Origin of the sequence: Arthrobacter sp. Leaf69 (assembly GCF_001422645.1) — a bacterium.
In the GTDB taxonomy this organism is placed as follows: Bacteria; Actinomycetota; Actinomycetes; order Actinomycetales; family Micrococcaceae; genus Arthrobacter.
Genome location: NZ_LMLR01000015.1, coordinates 1 through 18,831, shown reverse-complemented (window position 1 = coordinate 18,831; position 18,831 = coordinate 1). Strand labels below are relative to the sequence as shown.

Genomic DNA, 18,831 nt, shown 5'->3' with positions numbered 1-18,831 from the left:
GCCTCGTATCGTGCCCTCGGCCACGGGACATGCCCTCCCCCGGGCACTACGGGACATGTCCTCCCTTGGCGCCTTGGCTTGGACATATACCCCTCGTGCCCAGTCCTGGGCTCGAACAATGAGCTTGTCCCCGCCCTGCTCGCTACGCGCGTCCAGCCTGACCCCAATAATCCTGGCAACTACGGCCTAGCCACGGGACATGTCCTCCCACGGCACGAAGGACTGGGCGCAATCCCCCGGGCACCGCCGGACATGCCCTCGCCCGGAACGAAGGACTGGGCACAATCCCTTTATGCCCATCCGCGGCCACAAAAAATGGACATGCCCTCCGCGAGGGGAGGGCATGTCCATTCTTGGTGCTGCGGCCGCGCCGGTCCGCGGCTCAGCGACACCCGCCGCTCGGGCGACCGACCGCGCGCCGGGCTCCGCGACGAGCAACCCCGCCAGCAGCTACTTAGTGGAAGAAGTGCCGGGCGCCGGTGAAGTACATCGTGATGCCCGCGGCGTTGGCTGCGGCGATGACTTCGTCGTCCCGGACCGAGCCACCGGGCTGGACGACGGCGCGGACGCCGGCGTCGATCAGGATCTGCAGCCCGTCGGCGAACGGGAAGAACGCGTCCGACGCCGCGACGGCCCCGCGGGCACGTTCCGGGGCTCCGGCGGCGTCGGCGTTGGAAGCGCCGCCCGCACCGTCAACATCGGAGTCCACAGTTACACCCAGCGAGTTGGCCCGCTCGACGGCGAGCTTGCAGGAATCGAGCCGGTTGACCTGGCCCATGCCGATGCCCACGGCGGCGCCATCCGAAGCCAGCAGGATGGCGTTGGACTTGGCGGCGCGGCAGGCGGTCCAGGCGAACGCGAGGTCGGCCAGGGTGCCGGCGGCGGCGGCGTCACCGGCGGCGAGGGTCCAGTTGGCGGGGTTGTCGCCGTCGGCGTCCACCCGGTCCGACATCTGCACCAGCACGCCGCCGGAGACCTGGCGGATTTCGGAGGGGTAGCGGCCGTAGCCCTCGGGCAGGGCTAGGAGGCGGATGTTCTTCTTCTTGGACAGGATCTCCACGGCCTCGTCTTCGAAGCCCGGGGCGATGACCACCTCGGTGAAGATGCCCGCGACGGTCCGGGCCATGCCCGCGGTGACCGTACGGTTCGCCGCGATCACGCCGCCGAACGCGGAGACCGGGTCGCAGGCGTGCGCCTTGGCGTGCGCGTCAGCGATGGGGTCCGCCGCGGAGGCCGAACCCACGGCCACACCGCAGGGGTTGGCGTGTTTGATGATCGCGACGGCCGGCTCGGCGAAGTCGAAGGCGGCGCGCAGGGCGGCGTCGGCGTCGACGAAGTTGTTGTAGCTCATGGCCTTGCCGTGCAGCTGGTCGGCCTGCGCGATGCCGGCCGGGGCGGCCTTGTCCACGTAGAGGGCGGCCTGCTGGTGCGGGTTTTCGCCGTAGCGGAGCACCTCGGAGCGCTCCAGGGCCAGCCCGGCGTAGGCGGGCCAGTCGATGACGCCGTCGCCGTCCTCGTCGAGGAACTGGCTCGCGGTCCAGCTGGCCACGGCGGTGTCATAGGTCGCGGTGTGCGCGAAGGCCTTGGCGGCCAGCCGGCGTCGGGCCTTCAGGTCAAAGCCGCCGGAAGCGGCGGCAGCCACGACGTCGTGGTACGAGGAGGGGTCCACCACAATCGCGACGGCGGCGTGGTTCTTCGCGGCGGAGCGCACCATCGCGGGGCCGCCGATGTCGATCTGCTCGACGACGTCGTCCTGCGCGGCGCCGGACTTCACGGTTTCCACGAACGGGTAGAGGTTCACGACGACGAGGTCGAACGGCTCGATGTCCATCGACGCGAGCGTCTCCATGTGGGCCGGGACGCGGCGGTCGGCGAGGATGCCGCCGTGGACGCGCGGGTGGAGGGTCTTGACGCGGCCGTCCAGCATTTCCGGGGAGCCGGTGACTTCCTCGACTTCCTGCACCGGGATGCCGGCGGCGGCGATCCTCTTGGCAGTGGAGCCGGTGGAGACGATCTTGACGCCGGCGTCGTGCAGGCCCCTCGCGAGCTCCTCCAGACCAGTCTTGTCGTAGACCGAAATCAGGGCCCGGCGGATGGGAACACGGTCGATGGATACACGGTCAAGCTGCGTGAAGCTCACAAAAGTCTCCGTCTTATATCGCGGCGGGGCCGCGGGTGGTGGGGATGCGGCCAGTTTATCGCGTCAGCGCCCTCTGCCGTCCGCCGGGATGCCCGCGCGCCGGAGTATGAAGCGCGCCGCACCCGCGCGCGGCCACGTAGAGTTTTCCCAGGAGGCTGAGATGAATACATACACCACGGTGCCCAGCGGCGAACAGGTGGTCCAGGAACTGCCCTGGCGCTGGAAGGTGCAGGGCCGGATCTTCCTGATCGGCGGCCTGGGCTTTATGTTCGACGCCTGGGACGTCACGCTCAACGGCATCCTGATTCCGCTGCTGTCCAAGCACTGGTCCCTCAGCCCGGGCGAGGCCGCCTGGATCGGCGCCTCGAACCTGATCGGCATGGCCCTGGGCGCCTTCATCTGGGGCACCATAGCGGACACGATCGGGCGCAAAAAGGCCTTCACCGCCACGTTGCTGATCTTCTCGCTCTTCACCGTGCTGGGCGCCTTCTCCCCCGACTTCCTCTGGTTTGTCGCCTTCCGGTTTATGGCCGGCTTCGGCTTGGGCGGCTGCATCCCGGTGGACTACGCACTGGTGGGCGAGTTCACGCCCCGCAAGCAGCGCGGCAAGGTGCTCACCGCAATGGACGGCTGGTGGCCGATCGGGGCCGCGCTGTGCGGCTTCGTGTCCGCCGGGCTCGTGGCCCTGTACGGGGACTGGCGGCTGACCATGCTGGTCATGGTGCTGCCGGCGCTGCTGGTCTTCTGGGTCCGCCGCAGCGTCCCCGAATCCCCGCTGTTCCTGATCCGCAAGGGCCGGCGGGACGAGGCCGCCAAGGTGATCGATGACCTCGTCGCCGCGACCGGGGCGGAGCCCCGCGTTTACAGCCTGCCCGAGGCGCAGGATGCGCCCCGGCTCTCCGCCGGCAGCGCCTGGACCCAGCTGCGCCTGCTCTGGCAGTACGACTGGAAAATCACGACGGCGGCCTGGTCCCTGTTCTTCAGCATCCTGCTGGTCTACTACCTGTCGCTGACGTGGATGCCGCGGATCCTGATCGGCGCCGGATTCGAGGAGTACAAGGCGTTCCTCACCACCGCCTCCATGGCCGCCGTCGGGCTCCTCGGGGTGGTGGTGGCGGCGCTGCTGGTGGAACGCGTGGGGCGCAAGTGGATCCTGGCGATCACCGGTCCGCTGTCCGCGCTGACCCTGGTGATCGTCGCGATCGTGGTGGACATCCCGACGGCGGCCGTGTTCTGGCTGCTGGTGTTCGGCTTTGTGGTGCAGGTGGCCATCCCGGTGCTCTACGCCTATGTCTCCGAGCTGTATCCGACGGAGCTGCGCGGCTCGGGCTTCGGCTGGGCCTCGACGTTCTCCCGACTCGGCGCCGGCTTCGGCCCGCTGGTCTTCGCGGCGTTCCTCTGGCCGGAACTGGGGCTCGCGACGTCGTTCGCCATCGCCGGTGTGCTGGTGCTCCTGAGTGTGCTGTGGATGGCGTTCTTCGCGCCCGAGACCAAGCAGCGCCAGCTCGCCTAGGCGCTCACTCCGCCAACTGACTCGCAGCAGGGGCCGTTTTGAGCGTCCAAAACGGCCCCTGTTGCGAGTCAGTTGGGCTGCCAGCCACGGCTGGCGAGAGCGGCCCGGACCTTGGCGACGGCGGCGCGTGCGTCGTTCGCCATGTGCCGTTTGGAGATCCGGACAAGGATCCACCCAGCCCCGCTGAAGTCCTCTTCCTTGGCGATGTCGCGGATGACTTGGGCTGCTTCGGAATGCACGGCGCCCTCGTACTCCACAGCAATTCGGTACTTCGGATAGGCAAGATCAGGTTGACGCACGACGCCGGGGCGCAGGACCGTGCCCACGTTTAGGTCCGGTTCCGGCAGTCCCGAACGGCACAGCGCGAGCCGGAGCCTCGTCTCGGGGGCCGGGTCCGCACCGATCCGGGCCTGTTCGAGGGCCAGCCGCGCCTTGCGGATGCCGGGCGTACCCTTGTGCCGATCCAGCATCTCGGCCAGTTGCCCCGGACTGGCGTAGGGCTTCGTCCGGTTCTCGATTGCAGGCCGGGGATGGCGCAATAGGTGATCCGCCACCACGGTCAGCTCGTCAACGCTCATCTTCCGCGCGCAGTCCAGCCACGTCCGGGTCCGCGTGGTGACCAGCACGCCGTCGACCCTGGTGATTTCGTCGTCGAAGAACTGCCCGACGTGGCCGATCACGCCCCTTCGCCGCGGTATCGCCATCGTGTCAGGGCGGGAAATGTGGATGCCGGGAGCATGCGAGCCCGGTAGGAAGCCCGGAAAGTCCCAGATCAGGAATGCTGTCGCGTGGGAGGCCGCGGAGAATTGCGTCACTAGGGTCAGGGGCCGGGCTTGGAGGTTCAGTGAATCGGGCAGTTCAGCCAGCAATCGGATCCCGCGGCTCGGAATGTGCAGGGAGCTGTGCTTGAGCCGGCGCCGGCTGACCCCGACCTCGGCTGCCTCTTGGACGGTAAACGGCGCCGACAACGCCGCCGGGAGCGGTCGGGGTGTCTTCATCGACCCATCGTCGCAAAGCCAGGTACTGCTCCGGAGAGTTATCCACAGGCATTCGCCGGCCTATGAAAGTGACTCGCAGCAGGGGCCGTTTTAAGCGTCCAAAACGGCCCCTGCTGCGAGTCAGTTGGGTGGGCAGGCTACTCGCGGTCAGGGCGTCTTTGCGGCGGCGAGGGACGCCAGCGTGGAGACCAGGAGCCGGCGTTCCACCACCTTGATCCGTTCATGCAGGGAGTCCTCGGTCTCGCCGTCCGCGACCGTCACGGCTTCCTGCGCGATGATCGGGCCCGTGTCCACCCCGGCGTCGGCCCAGTGGACCGTGCAGCCGGTGACCTTCACGCCATAGGCCAGCGCGTCGCGGACGCCGTGCGCGCCGGGGAACGCGGGCAGCAGGGCCGGGTGCGTGTTGAGGTATTTGCCGCCGAACGCGTCGATGAAGTCCGCACTGACGATCCGCATGAACCCTGACGACACGACGACGTCGGGCGCGTAAGCGGCCACGGCTTCGGTGAGCGCCGTGTTCCACGCAGCCCGGTCCGGGTAGGCCTTGAAGTCCACGACGAAGGTCGGGATGCCGGCGGCGGCGGAGCGCTCCACCCCGTATGTGCCCGGCCTGTCCGCGCCGACCGCGGCGATCTCGACGTCGAGCCTGCCCTCTTTCACGGCGTCGATGACGGCCTGGAGGTTGGAGCCGGTGCCGGAGACGAGGACTACGATGCGCATGGTCTTAGCTTATGGGGCCGCTCGCGTAGGCTGGAAAACATGAATCCCCCGAACGACTCCGGCAGGCAGGGCGGCCAGCCGCAGGGCCAGCATCCGCTCAGCGACGCGGCCAAGGCCTCGCAGGCGAAAACCCACATGCTGTTCCGCAGCTTCATCGTGGCGGTGCTGGGGTCGTTCTTCGTCTACCAGCTGGACATCAATTACCTCTGGCTGAGTGCACTCCTGACGGTGGCCGCGATCGTGCTGGGCATCATGGTGCTGATCCGGTACGCCAAGTTCAAGGAATCCAGGTTTGTGCTGTTCGGAACGATTTCCGGGCTGGTGGTTGTGGCCGTGCAGGTGCTGCTGCTTGTATCCTCGGCCCTGTTCTTCAACCAGGTCCGGGATTACCAGCAGTGCAGCCGACAGGCCCTGACCCAGCAGGCGGCCTCCAAGTGCCAGACCCAGCTGGAAGAATCGCTGCCCCGGTTCCGCTAAGCGCGGTGCCGCCGAACGCGGTGCCGCTGAACGCAGTCCCGCTAAACGCAGAGCCGCGTCACAGGGACGCCGGCTCCAGGTCCGCTTCGCGCAGCTTCTGCTGGCGTTCCAGCCACGGTCCGGCGGCGTAACCGATCACGACGCCGATCCCCACTTCCGCGGCCACGAACAGTGCCGTCCGGAGCGGATCGGGTCCAATGTCCGTGAGCCGCCCGATGCCGGCGGAGCCGCGGGCCAACCAGGCCAGACCGGCCGCGAGCAGCCCGGCGACGCCGCCGACCATCACGCCGAGCGCCAGGGTGGACACCGTGGCGGTGAACCAGCGCGCACGGACCTTGATCGAGAGCCATTCGTCGAAGTGGTTTTCGCCCTCCCGCAGGAACCACCAGCCGGCCAGGATCCCGGCGAGGACCGGTACCACCAGCGCCGCGGCACCAAACTCCATCGATCCGGCCGGCAGCGCAGCGAACACCGGGATCGACGGCAGCGGCCCGACGGCGGTGCCGAGCGCCCCAGCCTGGGAGCCGACACCGAGGGCGAAGCCCGCACCGGACGTCCACGCGAGCGCGAACAGCGCCAAGTTGGGCAGGAAGCCGAGCTGCGCGATGGTAAGCACGGCACCGCCCCAGGCTCCGGCGTCGAGCGCTTCATAGACCGCGATCACGAGGTTCCAGTGGATGAACAAGGTGGCGGCGAGCAGCACGCAGGACATCGCCAGGCTGGCCATCAGCGCCACGAAGCCGGCTTTGATCGCGGACCCGAGGTAGGAGCCGGCCCAGCGCGAGTGCTGGCTGGTACGGGAGAGCCAGGCGACGGCGTCGACGCCGATCAGCCGGCTCCAGGAGCCGGCCTCGCGGCGGGCTCCGATCACCATGCCGAGCGCGAACGGGATCAGCGGAATGAGGGCGGCGGACCACAGGCCCACGCCGACGTCATGCGTGCGGCAGACAAAGCCCGTGGTCAGGCCGAAAGCGGCGTACATCAGCCACGAGCCGAGCAGCGCCTGCCAGAGCTGGTCTGTGTAGGACGCCCGGGCGAGCCGCCGGCCCGCGCGCCAGGCCAGCAGGAACGGGACGAGCGTCAGCCCGAGCGGGATTAGGGAAAGGACGCCGGATTCCGGCTGGGCCGCGGATCCGACGCCGGCGGTGTCCAGAAGCAGCGGAACGCCGTGGATCAGCAGCCAGGCCTGGCCGGCGAGGCGGGCCAGGGCATCGGGCGCCCCATTCAGGAAACCGGCGGTGGCCCACACGGCGAGAATCGGCGCCGCCACCACCAGGGCGGAGATGAAGGCTGCCTGCGCGGACTCGAGGGCTCCCTGCAGCCACAACGGCATCGGAAGTCCACGTTCCCCGGTCTGATCAGCGCGCAGTTTCATCGTGTTCCATCGTGCCATGTGCAGGGGTTCCCGCCCGGTACGACAGGCTCAAAGTGCCGATTTCGGCAGGGATTCTTCCCCGTTTCAGGTAGTGCGCCCTCAGTTCAACTGTTCCCCTATCCAGCGCTTTTTTCCCTACCCGGCCGTAAAATTGGAATGTCCGCAATCAGTGGTTGGAGGCAGAAAATGACTACCGCATCTCCACATGCACATGGCGTTCACTTCGGACGCACAGATGTCCAGAACGTCGGCATGGGTGTAGGTATCGTCCTTATAGTCGTGGGCATCCTGGGGTTCATCCCCGGCATCACCACGCAGTACAACTCATTGGCGATCGTTGGACCGAATTCCACGGCCCTGTTCCTGGGCCTGTTCCAGGTATCGATGCTGCTGAACGTGATCCAGGCCCTCATCGGCACCATCGGCGTGGTGATGTCCCGGAACAACCCCATGGGCGCCCGGAACTTCCTCATGGGCTTTGGCCTGCTGTACGTCGTCCTGAGCGCCTACACGCTCATTGTCGGTGTGGGGGCGGCGGCCAATTTCCTGTCGCTGAATGTCATGGGTGTATGGGGTTTTATGATCTTGGGCGTAGCAATGGTAGTCGCCGGCTGGCTGATGTCGAGGCATCTGGCCGACGATGCACAAACCCGGTAAGCGAACACCGGGAAAAAGGGAGCCGCGAATGAGTAACGTTTCATAGCAATCTGAAAATTCGTACTACCTGCTGGTGCAGTCGCCTCGCGGAAACGCAGCGGCTGCACCAGCTTTCTTTGTGGTTGGGGTTGGTGGCGGCGCGTGGGGTCCCTGATGGTTAGGGCGTTGGTCGCGCGACGCGAGAGCGGTCGAAACATCACCGCCCCTCCGCGTCGGCCTGCGGCCCTTCCCACCGGCGCAGAGCCGTCACCCCGCATCCTTTGTCCACGTCAGCCTCCGGTGCCCGCACGCCCGCAAATCCCCAACGCACCGCACGCCCGACCCGCGCAACTCTCACCCACGAAACCGCACTCCTGTAAATATTTTCACTTTAATTAGGACTGAATCATTGACCTGCTAAAAATCTTCACTATAGTTATGTGAGTCAGCTCACTAAGTGAAGGACATCGAATGACCGCCGAGAGCACCACGGGCAGTGCCCCCCTTGCCACCAGCGCCTTGTTGGCCACGGTCGGCAACAAGGTGCGCTCCATGCGCAAGGAAAAGGGCATGACGCTCGCCAAGCTCTCGGAGATCACGGGCCTCAGCCCGGCAATCGTCAGCCAGATCGAACGCGGCCTGGCGAATCCGTCCTTCACCACCCTGGCGCAGCTGGCCCACGGCCTGGACATCCCGGTCGGGAAATTCTTCATCGGCCAGGAAGAAACCAGGTCCCCCGTGGTCCGCAAGGCCGATCGGCGCAACCTGAAAGGCGTCACCAAGAAATCCGTGGGCGAGGCAGTCTATGAACTGCTCACACCCGACCTCAACGGCGCCTTGGAAGCCCAATGGATCGTCAGCCCGCCCGGCCATGACACCAGCGCTACCCCTTTCCGCCACAGCGGCGAGGAATTCGGCATCATCCTCGCCGGCCGGAAGGACATCTTCCTGGACGGCGAGTGCTACACGCTCGAGGAAGGCGATTCCATCACCTTCTCCTCGGACACCCCGCACTGGTACAAGAACAGCTACGAAGAGGTATGCGTAGCGATCTGGGTCAACGCACCTCACGCGTGGTAGCGGCGCCGACCCCAAGCGGCCCCTATCGTTTCCCACTGTCGCGGTCCCCCACGGCCTGCTGACAGTCCTTGCCACATTCGCAGCCACCGCCCCTTAACCCCGGACGGCGATGCGTCATACCCTCCCCCGCCTCCCAATGGCGTCAGCGTAAGGACAATTCCATGCTCGACACCCGCATGCTCGACAGCACCCGGCCTGACAGCGCAGTCACGGCCCCGAAAAACGCAAGAGACACCAAAAAATTCACCCCCGAGGTCCGCAAAGGCCTCCTGGGCCTCGGCCTCGGCAACGCCCTGGAATGGTACGACTGGATGGTCTTCGGCCTCCTCTCCGCCTTCATCGGCCCCAATTTCTTCCCCAACACCGATCCCCTCTCCGCCACGCTGAACGCCCTCGCCGTGTTCGCCGTCGGCTTCGCGTTCCGGCCGCTGGGCGGCATCATGCTCGGCACCCTCGCGGACCGGATCGGTCGACGCCGGGTGATGCTGATGTCGATCATGCTGATGGCCGGCACCACCCTGGTCATCGCCGTCTGCCCCAGCTACGAACAGATCGGCGTCTGGGCCGGCATCATCCTCGTGGCGTGCCGCATCCTGCAGGGCATCTCCACCGGCATCGAAGCCCCGCTCTCCACCTCCCACGCCGTGGAACTGGTCCCGGACGGCCGCGAAGGCTACGTCGCCGGCATCATGTCGTTCTACGTCAACATCGGCATCCTGCTCGCCTCGCTGGTCAGCTTCCTGTGCAGCCTCACCCTCGGCGGCGCCGTGATGGCCGAATGGGGCTGGCGTGTGCCGTTCATCATCGGCGCGGCCTTCGGCTTCGTCGTCGTATACCTCCGCCGGGCCCTCCCGGAAACCCTCAAGCCGGAAGAAATGGCCAACAACTCCTCCGGCGCCGTCTGGACCGGGGTCCGCAAGCACTGGCTCTCCGTCCTGGCCATCATCTTCGTCGTCGGTGCAGCGCAGGCCTACAACTACGCCTGGAACGTCGGACTCCCCAGCGCCGCCCGCAGCGGCTTCAAGGAAGACCCGACGGCGGTCTTCGCCCTCACCACCGCGCTGGGCGTGATCCTCGTGGCCGGCAGCTGGATCATCGGCAAACTGGCCGACGGCAAGTCGATGTCCCGCTGGTTCCTCATCACCCGCATCCTGGCCATTCCCTCCGTGTTCCTCATGCTGATGTACGTCCAGCCCGGCATCGGCGGCTTCGCGGCGGTCCTGCTCGGCGGTTCCCTGGTTCTGGTTCTGAACATGACCCTCTACAACGTGGTCAGCACGTCCCTGATGCCCAAGAACTGCCGCGGCACCGGCGTGGCCCTCGGCTACGGGATCGGCGTCGCCCTCTTCGGCGGCACCGCCTCCTACCTGCTGGTCTGGCTCCAGTCCATGAACCTCAGCTGGGTCTTCCCGGTGTACGTCGCCGTCCTGTCCATCCTCAGCATCGTTTTGTACCTCGCGGCCCGCCGCACCAACGGCATCTTCGTCGGAAAGTAAGGATCCCTCCCATGAACTCCCTTGACCCCCAAATCTCCCTGGACCTCCGCACCACGACGGCGGACCTCACCGCCCCGGTCATCTCCCGCTCCGACGTCCTCGTGGTGGGCGGCGGCCCCGCAGGTGTGGCCGCCGCCGTCACGGCCGCCCGCTCCGGCGCCTCGGTCACGCTGCTGGAACGCTACTCCTCGCTCGGCGGCCTCGCCTCCGGCGGTATGGTCCTGGTGCTCGATGACATGATCAACGGCCAGGAAATTACCGTCACCGGCATCGTCTCCGAGTACGTCGAACGTCTCCAGAAGCTGGGCCTGGCCATTGTGCCGCCGGCCGATGACCGCAAGACCTCCGAGGAACTCTGGAACAAGTGGGGCCGCTACGGCACCTTCGACTTCCACTCCCACACCACCCCGAAGCCGGTCTGCTACGCCGCGGCGTTCGATCCGGACGGCTGGAAGCGCGTCTCCAACGACCTCGTCCGCGAAGCCGGCGTCAACCTCCGCCTGCACTCCTGGTTCTCCCGCCCCATCGTGGACAACGGCGTGATGAAGGGCGTCATTTGCGAGACCAAGTCCGGCCCGCAGGCGTTTATGGCGGACATCGTCATCGACACCACCGGCGACATCGACGTCGCCTCCCGGGCCGGTGCCAGCTACGTCAAGGACAGCTACCTCACCACCCTCGTCTTCCGCCTCGGCAACGTGGACACCAACGCCGCCGAAGCGTTCGAGCAGGCCAACCCGAAAGAAGCCCGCGCCATCAACCGCAAGATCAAGCGCCTCCTCGGCGGCGCCTGGGAACTGTGGTGGCTCAAGACCCCCATCGACGGCGTCGTCTGGTGCAACGCCCCGCACATGACCGGCTTCGACGGCGTCGACCCTGCGGACATGACCGCCGCCGAGTTCGCCGCCCGGGACCGGATCTCCGAGGCCGTGGACTACGTCCGCGCCAACCTGCCCGGCTTCGAGAACTGCTACATGCTGGACGTCGCCTCCCAGATGGGCGTCCGGCAGACCCGCCTGCTCGAAGGCGAGTACGTCATGACCAAGGACGACGTCACGTCCCGCCGGCACTTCGCGGACACCGTGGCCCGCGGCCGCGACTACTACTACCCGTACAGGTCGCTGCTGCCCAAGGAAGTGGACCAGCTCCTGGTCGCCGGCCGGCACTACTCCGCCACCCCGGAAGCGCAGAAGATGTCCCGCGAGATCCCGCCCTGCATGGCCATGGGCCAGGCGGTCGGCGTGGCCGCCGCCATCGCCATCGAACAGGGCGTCACCGTCCGCGAAGTCTCCCCGCTGGAGATCCAGCAGGGCATGCGCCGGCACGGCGCGGACCCGGGCGACGTCCCGTCGTCGAACGCCACGCTGGACCTGGACGCGGTGGTGGGGGTATGAGCACCGTGATCGAGGAACTCCTCGCCGGAGGCGAGACTTCAGAACGCACGACGGCGGCCCCCGCCGCTGAACGCCCCGGCACCCCGCTGCCGCTGGACGGGATCAAGATCGTGGACTTCACCCAGGTGTTCATGGGCCCGTCCTGCACCCAGCTGCTGGGCGATTACGGCGCGGACATCATCAAGGTGGAACGCCCGGGCGCCGGGGACATCTCCCGCAACTCGTTCCCGGACAAGGACGGCCAGGACAACCCGATCTTCCTGTCCATCAACCGCAACAAGCGCAGCATCTCCGTGGACACCCGCACGGGCGAGGGCAAGGACGTGCTCCACCGCCTGCTTTCCGATGCCGACGTGGTGGTCAGCAACTTCCGCTCCGGCGTCATGGAACGGATGGGCTTCGGCTACGAGGACCTCAAAGCGCAGAACCCCGGCATCATCTGGGCCTCCGGCACGGGCTTCGGCCCCGTGGGTCCGTACTCGCACAAGGGCGGCCAGGACGCGATCGCCCAGGCCTACTCCGGGGTGATGTGGCGCCGCGAATCCGAGGACCAGAAGCCGTCGATCTACCCCACCACACTCTGCGACTACATCACCGGCATGCACCTGATGCAGGGCATCCTGCTGGCCCTGCGCACCCGGGAGACCGCCGGCGTGGGCCAGAAGGTGGAGGTGACCATGTACGACTCCATGCTGCACCTGCAGATGCAGGAGGCCTGCATGCAGCTCAACCGCGGCTACGAGGTCAACTGGGGCGCCATGCCGCTCAGCGGCGTCTTCGAAACCACCGACGGCGCCGTATGCATGGTGGGCGGCTTCACCCCGGACCCGCTGGCCCGCATTTCCGAGGCGCTCGACCTGGACGAGGACCTCACGCAGCGCCCCGAATTCGCGACCCTGGCCGAGCAGTTCCAGCACAAGCCGGCGCTGCAGGCGATCTTCCGCGAGCGCATCGCCACCAACACCACCGAGTACTGGACCACACGGCTCGAGGACCAGGGCCTCCTGAACGCCCCCGTGCACACGCTGGAACAGGCCCTCGCCGACGCGCAGACCGAAGCCAACGGCATGGTGGTGGAGGCCGAGCACCCCGGCGTCGGCACGGTGCGTATGCTCAACGCCCCGATCCGGCTCTCCGCCACCCCGCCCACCGTCCGCCGCGTGGCGCCACGGCTCGGCGAGCACAACGTGGAAGTCCTGCTGGAGAACGGCTTCGACGCCGAGACCATCGAACGCCTGCAGCAGCTGGGGGTGCTCCGGTGACCGCGGTGTCAGTGGAAAGCACGGCGGGCGCCGCGTCCGCCGCCGCCGCGCCGGTGGATCAGGTCACCCTGACCATCGAGAACCACGTCGCGACCGTGGTCATCGACCGCCAGCACGTGCTCAACGCGGTCGACGGCCGCGCCCAGGCCCGGCTCAACGGGATCTGGGACCAGCTCGAAGCCGACCCCGACGTCCGCGCCGTCGTCATCACCGGCGCAGGCACCCGGGCGTTCTGCGCCGGGGCGGACATGTCCTCCTCCGCCGTCGACAAAACCGGGCTCGAGTACTGGGCCGGGCTGGACCCCAACGGGTTCGGCGGGCTCAGCCTGCGCACCAGCCTGGATATTCCGGTGATCGCCCGGGTCAACGGCTACGCCCTGGGCGGCGGCATGGAAATGGTGCTCGGCGCGGACATCGTGATCGCCGTGGACACCGCCCGCTTCGGGCTGACGGAACCACGCGTCGGGCGGTTGGCGCTCGACGGCGGCATCCACCAGCTGGTGCGCCGCATCCCCTACACCCAGGCGATGGGCATGCTCCTCACCGGGCGGAAGGCCGACGCCGCGGAAATGCAGGCCATGGGCCTGGTCAACGAGGTGGTCCCCGCGGAGGAACTCGACGCCGCGGTGCAGCGCTGGCTGGACCAGATCCTCGCCTGCGCGCCCACCTCCGTCCGGGCCGTCAAGCAGATGGTCACCCGGACCGGGCACCTGACCGCCGCTGAGGCCCGCGGCCTCCGGCTGCCGGCCCTCATGGCGGCGCTGGACAGCGAGGACTCGGCCGAGGGCGTCCGCGCCTTCCAGGAAAAGCGCCGGCCCGTGTGGCCGGGACGCTGACCATGCACGAACAACCAGTTAAGGAGAATCCGATGCGGGAGTCACTGGCACCCGGAGTGTGGGGCGTCGTCGCCACGCCGTTCCAGGGCAGCACCCTGGATGTCGACACCGACAGCCTGGCCGGGCTCGTGGAGTACTACGAATCCATCGGCGCCACCGGCCTCACGGTCCTGGGCGTGTTCGGCGAGGCCGCGGCGCTGACGGCAGCCGAACGCAGCCTGGTCCTCGAGGTCGCCGTCGAAGAGACCGGCCTTCCCCTCGTTGTGGGCGTGACCTCGCTGTACACCGGCACCGCCGTCGAGGAAATCCGGGCGGCGCAGGAGGTGGCCGGCGAGCGCCTGGCCGCCGTGATGGTGCAGGCCAACTCCGCGAACCCCGCGGTGGTGGTGGCGCACCTGAACGCCATCCACCAGGCCACCGGCGCGAAGGTGGTGCTGCAGGACTATCCCCTGGCCAGCGGCGTCAGCATCAGCACCGGGTCCCTCATCAACGTGGTGCAGGCCTGCCGCTTTGTCATCGCGGTCAAGGCGGAGGCCCCGCCCACGTCCGTGGCCACCGCGCAGCTCACCGCGGCGCTGGACGTGTCCGTGTTCGGCGGCCTCGGCGGCCAGGGGCTGCTGGACGAGCTCCTGTCCGGGGCGGCCGGGGCCATGACCGGCTTCTCCTACCCGGAAGCGCTCATTGCCTGCGTCCGCGCCTGGCAGACCGACGGGTACGAGGCCGCCCGCGATGCCCTGCTGCCCTACCTGCCGCTCATCAACTTCGAGCAGCAGGCCCGCATCGCGCTGCCCGTCCGGAAGGAATGCCTGCGCCAGCGCGGACTCATCGCCGACGCCGGCGTCCGCGCGCCCGGTGCACCGTTCCCGGAGGTCCTCCGGCTGAGCATGCTCAATCATCTGGCGGAAGCCGCGGCGGCCCTCGAAGCGCGCCCTGCCCTCACCACGGCGGGGAGTTTCTGATGGATCTCGGAATCAGCGGCAAGACCGCCCTCGTCGCCGCCTCCACCGGCGGCCTGGGACTCGCGATCGCCCGCGCCCTCGCCGGGGAAGGCGTGCGCGTCGCCGTCACCGGGCGCCGGCTGGACCGTGCCAAGGAGATCGCTGCCGAGCTGGAGGCCGACGGGCACCACGCCATCGGAATAGAGGCCGACCTGAGCACCCCGGCAGGGGTGGCAACCGCCGTCGAACGCTCGGTCGAAGCGCTGGGACCCATCGACATCCTGGTGCTCAACGGCCCGGGCCCCAAGCCCGGTGCGGCTGCCACCCTCAGCGCCGACGACATCGCCGCGGCCTTCGAGCTGCTGGTCAAACCGCACCACGCGCTCGTTTCACACGTGCTGCCCGGCATGCGGGAACGGCGCTGGGGCCGGATCCTCGCCGTCGGCTCCAGCGGCGTGGTGGCTCCCCTGCCCAACCTGGCCGTGTCCAACACCGGGCGCGCGGCCCTGGCCGGCTACCTCAAGACCCTCGCCGCCGAGGTCGCGCTGGACGCCGTCACGGTGAACATGCTCCTCCCCGGCCGGATCGCCACCGACCGTGTGGCCGAACTGGACCAGGCCGCCGCCAAACGCCGCGGCACCACGGTCGAGGAAATCCAGCTCGAATCCCGCAAGACCATCCCCGCCCGCCGCTACGGCGAACCCGAGGAATTCGGCGCCGCCGCCGCGTTCCTCTGCAGCGCCCCGGCGTCCTACATCACCGGCATCGCGCTCAGGTGCGACGGCGGCCTGATCCGCAGCCTCTAAACGTCCCGCACTCTCCCACGACCCGAAGGAACCCCATGACTTCCACGGCAACAGACCACACCACGGCCACCTCCACCGACCGTGCGCTCATCACCGCCCGGCACCTCATCAACGGCGAATGGCTGGGCGACGCGGACATCGAACGGATGAACCCGGCCCGCCCCGGCGAGCTCGCCGCCCTCTCCCCCAGCGGCACCGCCGCCGACGTCGACGCCGCCATCACCGCGGCCGCCGCCGCCCAGCCGGCCTGGGCCGCCCTGCCCGCCCCGTCCCGCGGCGCCATCCTGATGGCCGCCGGCAACCTGCTCCTGGACCGCCAGACCGCCATCGCCGAGGACCTGGTCCGCGAGGAAGGCAAGACCCTCGCGGAGGCCAAGGGCGAGGTCAAGCGCGCGTCCGACGTGTTGCGCTTCTTCGGCTCCCTCGGCTGGGCCGCCACCGGCGAAGTCCTGCCCAGCGGCCTGCCGGACACCACCATCACCACCCGCCGCGAGGCACTTGGCGTCGTCGGGCTCATCACCCCGTGGAACTTCCCCATCGCCATCCCGGCCTGGAAGTCCGCCCCCGCGCTGATCAGCGGCAACGCCGTGGTCATCAAGCCGGCCGAACTCACCCCGCTCTCCGCCACCCACCTCGCCCGCGCCCTGCAGGACGCCGGGCTGCCGGCCGGCGTGTTCAACGTGGTGCACGGCAAGGGCCGCGTGGTGGGCGACGCCCTGGCCCGCGACCCGCGCATCGCCGGGCTGTCCTTCACCGGCTCGACGGCGGTGGGCCTGGGCCTGCAGGAGATCCTGAACGCCCGCCGCGCCCGGGTGCAGCTGGAGATGGGCGGCAAGAACGGCGTGCTGGTCCTGGACGACGCCGATCCCCGCAAGGCCGCCAAGGTGGTCGCCGCCGGCGCGTTCGGACTCACCGGCCAGGCCTGCACCGCGACGTCCCGCGTCTACGTCACCCCCGGCATCCGTGCCGCGTTCCTTGAGGCCCTCACCGAGGAAGCCGCCGCCTACACCCCCGGCGACGGCATGGGCGCGGCCATGGGGGCCGTGGTCAGCCCGCAGCAGTTCGAGCAGAACCAGGCCGCGGTGCGCTCCGCCGTCGACCGCGGCGCTGTCCTGCTGGCCGGTGCGTACGACGGCGACCCCGCCGGGCCGCTCCTCTTCCCGGCCGCCGTGCTCACCGACCTGCCGTTCGACGACGCCGCCGTCACCGAGGAGATCTTCGGGCCGGTCGTGGCCGTACTGGAGGTCGCCGACTACGAGGCCGGCCTGGCCGCGATCAACGATTCCCGCTACGGCCTCACCGCCGGCATCTGCACCGACTCCCTGGCGTTGTCCACGGACTTCGCGGCGCGGGCGCAGGCCGGCGTCATCAAGGTCAACCGTCCGACGGCCGGCCTGGACCTCAACGTCCCGTTCGGCGGCGTGAAGGACTCCTCCACCAACACGTTCCGGGAGCAGGGGAAGTCCGCGCTGGACTTCTTCACCTGGGGCAAGACCGTCTACACGGGTGTGTAGCGCGCCGTGACGTACGTGATCGCGCAGCCCTGCGTGGATGTAAAGGACAAGGCCTGCATCGACGAATGCCCGGTGGACTGCATCTACGAGGGCGAACGCGCGCTCTACATCCACCCGTCCGAGTGTGTGGACTGCGGCGCCTGCGATCCGGTCTGCCCGGTGGAAGCGATCTACTACTCGGACGACGTGCCGGACGAGTGGGCCGATTACGTCCGGGCCAACGTGGAGTTCTTCGAGGAGCTGGGGTCGCCGCAGGGCGCCTCGGCGCTCGGGAACCTGGGCCGCGACCACGCGGTCGTGGCGGGTGAGCCGGTGCTGGCCCGCTGACTGCGCTGTCCTGCACCCGCTCCGTCTGGCCCCGCCATCCGACACAATCGGCCGCTAAGCCTCCTCGCTTAGCGGCCGTTTGCGTTCAGTCGTCCACGCCCAGGGGCGCGACCTAGATGTACTGAGCCGGGACGTTGTTGACATGTAAGGCTTGAAAACGAGGAGGACCTCCGGGCTAAGTGGAGCTGTCTAGTTCACACACTTTGCGCTCGGAGGNGTTCCGACCGTTCCCGCGGCTAGATGTACTGAGCCGGGACGTTGTTGACATGTAAGGCTTGAAAACGAGGAGGACCTCCGGGCTAAGTGGAGCTGTCTAGTTCACACACTTTGCGCTCGGAGGTCCTCGTGTCCCACGTTAATGCCCGACTGACAGTTCATGGAAGACGCCTGATCGTTGACCGTGTGGCCGCCGGCCGCCCGGTCGCTCACATCGCTGCGGAGCTGGGCGTTTCCCGGCAGACCGCGTACCGGTGGATCAGACGTTTCCGGGCCGAGGGCGCGGCCGGCCTGCCGGACCGCTCAAGCCGGCCGAGGTCAACACCGGCCCGGACGAGTTCCGAACGTGAGCAAGCCGTCCTGGACGCCCGGCGGTCGGTGCGGTTCGGGCCGCTGCGGATCGCTGCGCTCACCGGCGTCCCGGCCCGGACGGTGTCCCGGATCCTGCACCGGCACGGGGTTCCGCGGCTGGCGGACTGCGATCCGCTGACCGGTGCGCCGATCCGCGCGGCCAGGACAACGACCAACCGGTATGAACGGGCACGGCCCGGGGAACTGGTCCATCTGGACGTCAAGAAGCTCGGACGCATCCCGGACGGCGGCGGCTGGCGGGCCCATGGCCGCTCGGAGCAGGTCAAGGGACGCGGAATCGGTTACGACTACGTCCACGTCGCGATCGATGACCACACCCGCGTCGGCTACGCCGAAGTCCTCCCCGACGAGAAGGGTGCCACCGCGGCCGGGTTCCTCACCCGCGCCGCAGACTACTTCGCCGGCCACGGCATCCACCGGATCGAACGCGTCATCACGGACAACGCCTTCGCTTACCGCAACTCCGCCGCGTTCCGTCAGGCCGTGACGGACCTCGGAGCAGTTCAGCGCTTCATCAAGCCCCACTGCCCCTGGACCAACGGCAAGGCCGAACGCTTCAACCGGACCCTGCAAACCGAATGGGCCTACCGGCAGATCTTCACCAGCAGCAACCACCGCCAAGCCGCACTTGCGCCCTGGCTCCAGCACTACAACACTGAACGCATCCACACCGGCATCGGAACCACACCCATCATCCGGGTGTCACCAACCTGATGGCTCAGTACACCTAG

At 68.2% G+C, this 18,831-nt stretch carries 17 protein-coding genes; 13 read left to right on the top strand and 4 right to left on the bottom strand.

The genetic code is table 11. The features are described 5' to 3' along the window. Window positions 1-454: 454 nt before the first annotated feature. Window positions 455-2,140, bottom strand: coding sequence for a bifunctional phosphoribosylaminoimidazolecarboxamide formyltransferase/IMP cyclohydrolase (purH, locus tag ASE96_RS16430; RefSeq protein ID WP_056432919.1), 1,686 nt, complete (start codon window positions 2,138-2,140; stop codon window positions 455-457). 160 nt (window positions 2,141-2,300) lie between these two features. Between purH and ASE96_RS16425 the strand changes: the two genes are divergently transcribed. After that, window positions 2,301-3,653, top strand: coding sequence for an MFS transporter (locus ASE96_RS16425; protein WP_056432916.1), 1,353 nt, complete (start codon window positions 2,301-2,303; stop codon window positions 3,651-3,653). 68 nt (window positions 3,654-3,721) lie between these two features. Here the strand turns inward: ASE96_RS16425 and ASE96_RS16420 are convergent, their stop codons facing one another. Both ASE96_RS16420 and purN read right to left on the bottom strand, forming a co-directional pair. Further along, complete coding sequence (locus tag ASE96_RS16420) at window positions 3,722-4,651, bottom strand: hypothetical protein (protein WP_056432913.1); 930 nt, start codon at window positions 4,649-4,651, stop codon at window positions 3,722-3,724. Between the two features lie 147 nt (window positions 4,652-4,798). Next, window positions 4,799-5,371 carry a phosphoribosylglycinamide formyltransferase gene (gene purN / locus ASE96_RS16415; RefSeq protein ID WP_056432908.1) on the bottom strand — a complete coding sequence of 191 codons (573 nt, stop codon included), beginning with the start codon at window positions 5,369-5,371 and terminating at the stop codon, window positions 4,799-4,801. A 39-nt stretch (window positions 5,372-5,410) separates the two neighbouring features. On the opposite strand from purN, the gene ASE96_RS16410 reads away from it, so the two are divergent. Beyond that, entirely contained in the window at window positions 5,411-5,848 is a 438-nt protein-coding gene (locus ASE96_RS16410) for a hypothetical protein (protein ID WP_056432905.1), read from the top strand. 58 nt (window positions 5,849-5,906) lie between these two features. Here ASE96_RS16410 and ASE96_RS16405 read toward each other — a convergent pair whose 3' ends face one another. Beyond that, the gene (locus ASE96_RS16405; RefSeq protein WP_056432903.1) at window positions 5,907-7,223 is read right to left on the bottom strand and encodes a cell division protein PerM; all 1,317 of its coding nucleotides are present in this window, start codon (window positions 7,221-7,223) and stop codon (window positions 5,907-5,909) included. Window positions 7,224-7,475: 252 nt separating this feature from the next. On the opposite strand from ASE96_RS16405, the gene ASE96_RS16400 reads away from it, so the two are divergent. The 11 genes from ASE96_RS16400 to ASE96_RS16350 all read left to right on the top strand — a co-directional run bounded on the left by ASE96_RS16400 (window position 7,476) and on the right by ASE96_RS16350 (window position 18,814). After that, on the top strand, window positions 7,476-7,880 hold the full coding sequence (locus tag ASE96_RS16400) for a DUF4383 domain-containing protein (protein ID WP_235500308.1): 405 nt from the start codon (window positions 7,476-7,478) through the stop codon (window positions 7,878-7,880). Between the two features lie 450 nt (window positions 7,881-8,330). After that, on the top strand, window positions 8,331-8,939 hold the full coding sequence (locus tag ASE96_RS16395; RefSeq protein WP_056432900.1) for a helix-turn-helix domain-containing protein: 609 nt from the start codon (window positions 8,331-8,333) through the stop codon (window positions 8,937-8,939). A 176-nt stretch (window positions 8,940-9,115) separates the two neighbouring features. Then, window positions 9,116-10,435: an MFS transporter gene (locus tag ASE96_RS16390; protein ID WP_442853911.1), complete on the top strand. Its 1,320-nt coding sequence runs from the start codon at window positions 9,116-9,118 to the stop codon at window positions 10,433-10,435. Window positions 10,436-10,446: 11 nt separating this feature from the next. Continuing rightward, window positions 10,447-11,829: an FAD-dependent oxidoreductase gene (locus ASE96_RS16385; RefSeq protein WP_056432892.1), complete on the top strand. Its 1,383-nt coding sequence runs from the start codon at window positions 10,447-10,449 to the stop codon at window positions 11,827-11,829. Then, window positions 11,826-13,091: a CaiB/BaiF CoA transferase family protein gene (locus ASE96_RS16380; protein ID WP_056432889.1), complete on the top strand. Its 1,266-nt coding sequence runs from the start codon at window positions 11,826-11,828 to the stop codon at window positions 13,089-13,091. The genes ASE96_RS16385 and ASE96_RS16380 overlap by 4 nt, the downstream gene beginning before the upstream one ends. Beyond that, on the top strand, window positions 13,088-13,927 hold the full coding sequence (locus ASE96_RS16375) for an enoyl-CoA hydratase-related protein (RefSeq protein WP_235500307.1): 840 nt from the start codon (window positions 13,088-13,090) through the stop codon (window positions 13,925-13,927). Before ASE96_RS16380 ends, ASE96_RS16375 begins: the two co-directional genes overlap by 4 nt. 32 nt (window positions 13,928-13,959) lie before the next feature. Next, window positions 13,960-14,886: a dihydrodipicolinate synthase family protein gene (locus tag ASE96_RS16370; protein WP_156367644.1), complete on the top strand. Its 927-nt coding sequence runs from the start codon at window positions 13,960-13,962 to the stop codon at window positions 14,884-14,886. Next, complete coding sequence (locus tag ASE96_RS16365) at window positions 14,886-15,671, top strand: SDR family oxidoreductase (protein WP_056432886.1); 786 nt, start codon at window positions 14,886-14,888, stop codon at window positions 15,669-15,671. Before ASE96_RS16370 ends, ASE96_RS16365 begins: the two co-directional genes overlap by 1 nt. A 35-nt stretch (window positions 15,672-15,706) precedes the next feature. Then, the gene (locus tag ASE96_RS16360) at window positions 15,707-17,185 is read left to right on the top strand and encodes an aldehyde dehydrogenase family protein (RefSeq protein ID WP_056432883.1); all 1,479 of its coding nucleotides are present in this window, start codon (window positions 15,707-15,709) and stop codon (window positions 17,183-17,185) included. 6 nt (window positions 17,186-17,191) lie between these two features. Next, complete coding sequence (gene fdxA, locus ASE96_RS16355) at window positions 17,192-17,512, top strand: ferredoxin (protein ID WP_056432881.1); 321 nt, start codon at window positions 17,192-17,194, stop codon at window positions 17,510-17,512. Window positions 17,513-17,857: 345 nt separating this feature from the next. Further along, window positions 17,858-18,814 carry an IS481 family transposase gene (locus ASE96_RS16350; protein WP_082492822.1) on the top strand — a complete coding sequence of 319 codons (957 nt, stop codon included), beginning with the start codon at window positions 17,858-17,860 and terminating at the stop codon, window positions 18,812-18,814. The last annotated feature ends 17 nt before the right edge of the window (window positions 18,815-18,831 follow it).